This window comes from Thermoanaerobacterium thermosulfurigenes (genome assembly GCF_051201035.1).
Lineage (GTDB): Bacteria > Bacillota > Thermoanaerobacteria > Thermoanaerobacterales > Thermoanaerobacteraceae > Thermoanaerobacterium > Thermoanaerobacterium thermosulfurigenes.
Genome location: NZ_JBPODR010000063.1, coordinates 1 through 3,107, shown reverse-complemented (window position 1 = coordinate 3,107; position 3,107 = coordinate 1). Strand labels below are relative to the sequence as shown.

Sequence of the window (3,107 nt, the reverse complement as noted above, 5' to 3'; positions counted from 1 at the left end):
AACGGAAAATCACATATTTCTAGCTGCTCTTAGTTAAATTATATAAATCAACGTGTTTATCACTCTATAAATTTTTAAATGCGAAATCTCTGATACTTTTCTTAAATCTTTTTATACTATTTTTAGGATTGTCTTTCGCTTTTCTAAATTTTCTTATGGGAATTTAATAGTTATATATATTTTTACAAAATGATGTACTCTACTTTAGAGAAAAAAGTTTACTAATTTTAATTAAACAAGAAGGATTTTTAAATATTGTGTAGAATATATTGTATATACCGGTTTCGTAAACTGGTTTCTAAAAAATAAATGTTGGTGATTACATGAGCAATGATAACTTTAAAATCACGATCGATTATGTGGCGAAAAAAGCAGGTGTCTCAAAGACGACTATCTCCCGCTTCTTAAATGGCCGATTTGAGTACATGTCAGATGCCACAAGGGAAAACATCAAAAAAGTCATAGAAGAGCTTAACTATAGACCCAATAATTTAGCTCGCAGTTTAAAGCTTAATAGGTCAAATCTTATAGGCGTCCTTGTATCTGACATAGGCAATCATTTTTCGTCTATACTTGTTAAAGGAATAGAGAAAGTCTTAAAAGAAAAGGGATATAATCTGATAATAGCCAGCACAGATAATAATGCTACAAAAGAAAGAGAGTACATCTTATCACTTTTAGACAACAATGTAGACGGGCTTGTAATAAACACCGCTGGAGGCAATGACGAGTTTTTGATAGGACTGTCTAAAAAAGGCTTACCTGTAGTATTGGCTGATAGAAGCATAAAAGATACGGTATTTGATACAGTTGTTGTCAACAACTACGAAGTTACGTCGGAGCTTATTTTGCACCTTATAAAAAATGGATATGAAAGAATAGGTTTTTTTACTGAAAGGATAGGCGATATAAGCACCAGAACCGAAAGAAAGCAGGCATTTACAGATGTCTCAAAAAAATACGGAATAGATAACAACAATTTGATATTTGAAGTAGACGATGATTTAAACAAAATTGAAGAGAATATAGTATTAATGATGAGAGACTATAAGAAGTGCAGGACGGCATTATTTGCTGTAAATGGTGTTGTGCTTTTAAATGTACTACAAGTCGTAAATAAATTGAATTTAAAGATACCTGATGATATTGCCGTATGTGGCTACGACGATTGGGGATGGGCGTCCCTTATACCGCCAGGAATTACTACCATATCGCAGCCTACCTATGAAGTTGGTGTGGAATCAGCAAAAATGCTTATTAACAGGATAAGTAGAGGCGATGAAATTGAACCTAAAAAGGTTGTTTTAAAAGCGGAGCTTGTAATAAGGGGATCTACCAGATCTCATTAAATAAAATATATAGAAAGGATGATTTATATGAGTTTTAAGGAAATAAAAGAGAAAACAAAAGGCGGGATATTTTCAGTCATAAGGTGCAAAGATTATGAATTGGGACTTAAGATGGCAGAGAAAGTCATAGAAAGCGGCATAAACATAATAGAGATAACGTACACTGTGGATGGAGCAGGGAAGCTTATTGAGGAACTTAAAAGGAAATATCCTGATAAAATAGTAGGTGCAGGGACAGTATTAGAGCTAAATCAGGCAGAGGAAGCTGTAGGAAATGGGGCAGATTTTGTGGTGACACCCTGCATTGTTGAGGAAGTGGCAGCATATTGCAAGAAAAATGACGTATTTTTCTCGATGGCAGCAGCTACAACTACGGAGATGTATAAAGCTTACAAGATGGGCTCAGAAGTCATTAAGCTTTTCCCTGGAGAATTTGTCGATTCAAAGATAATAAAATCTCTCAAAGGACCATTTCCATTTCTGGAGTTTATGCCTACAGGCGGCGTAAATGATGAGAATATAAATGAGTGGTTTGAAAACGGCGCATATGCAGTTGGTGTAGGCGGTTATCTGACAAAGGGAATAAACTTTGACAATTTGGATCTTTTAGAGGAAAGAGCAAAAAGGCTCGTAAATGCATTGAAGCAAATTGGATAAGTAGGTGATACATTTTGGCAAAGGTTTTATTGGCAGGAGAACCTATGGCATTGTTCATTGCAGATGAAGAAGGTACCCTTGACAATGTCAGCAAGTTTACAAAGGCATTGGCAGGAGCAGAAGCAAATGTGGCCATAGGTTTAAGCAGGCTTGGGCATAATGTAAAGTACATTACGAAGCTTGGCAATGACCCTTTCGGAAAGTACATTTACAAGAAATTGTCGGAAGAAAAAATCGATGTTTCATCTATAAAGTTTACAGATGAGTACCCGACAGGTTTTATGCTTAAATCAAAGACATCAGAAGGAGATCCAGATATATTTTACTTTAGAAAGGGTTCAGCAGCATCACACATAACACCTGACGACATTGATTGTGATGTGAGTCGGCTTAAGCACATACACATTACAGGCATAACAGCGGCTCTTTCAAAAGACACATTGGATACGGTTTACAGAATGATTCAGATTGGGAAGGAAAATGGTATAAGGATATCGTTTGATCCCAATATACGAAAGAGCCTGTGGAAAAATGAATATGAGATGGTGACCACGTTAAACGACATCGCATACAATTGCAATATTGTCATGCCAGGTATAAAAGAAGGCTTGATTTTGACAGGATCGAATGATGTTGATGATATAGCTGATTTTTACTTAAAGCGAGGAGTTGAAGCTGTTATCATAAAGATTGGTGACAAAGGAGCATATGTCAAGACAAAAGACGAAAGCTTTACTGTAAGAGGGTATAAAGTTGAAAAAGTAGTTGACACGGTGGGCGCTGGAGATGGATTTGCAACAGGTGTAATAAGCGGGCTGTTAGAAGGGCTTACGCTAAAAGATGCAGTAAAAAGAGGCAATGCAATAGGTGCGATAATAATCATGTCGCCAGGTGACAACGATGGACTGCCGGATAGAGATACATTGGAAAAATTTATGAATGAAAATTAAATGTGAGCCTTCTCAAGAGTAGTCTGAGAAGGCTTTTTATACTATATAGGTGATGCCTTAGTGTATAATTTTAGTAGGCGGTAAAAAATAGAAAAAGGAAGGCATCCAAAAGATACCTTCCACTTACATGAATCATCCGCTATAATGTTTA

Annotated in this window: 3 protein-coding genes; all 3 read left to right on the top strand. The window is 36.1% G+C overall.

Annotated features, from left to right (window positions below; genetic code table 11):
* The first annotated feature begins 323 nt into the window (after positions 1-323).
* From HNR52_RS12075 to HNR52_RS12065, 3 genes are read left to right on the top strand one after another with little or no spacing between them, the layout of a single operon-like run.
* Entirely contained in the window at positions 324-1,349 is a 1,026-nt protein-coding gene (locus tag HNR52_RS12075) for a LacI family DNA-binding transcriptional regulator (protein WP_435620722.1), read from the top strand.
* Between the two features lie 27 nt (positions 1,350-1,376).
* Positions 1,377-2,006 carry a bifunctional 4-hydroxy-2-oxoglutarate aldolase/2-dehydro-3-deoxy-phosphogluconate aldolase gene (locus HNR52_RS12070; protein WP_013788880.1) on the top strand — a complete coding sequence of 210 codons (630 nt, stop codon included), beginning with the start codon at positions 1,377-1,379 and terminating at the stop codon, positions 2,004-2,006.
* Between the two features lie 14 nt (positions 2,007-2,020).
* Positions 2,021-2,956: a sugar kinase gene (locus HNR52_RS12065; RefSeq protein WP_435620721.1), complete on the top strand. Its 936-nt coding sequence runs from the start codon at positions 2,021-2,023 to the stop codon at positions 2,954-2,956.
* Positions 2,957-3,107: the final 151 nt, after the last annotated feature.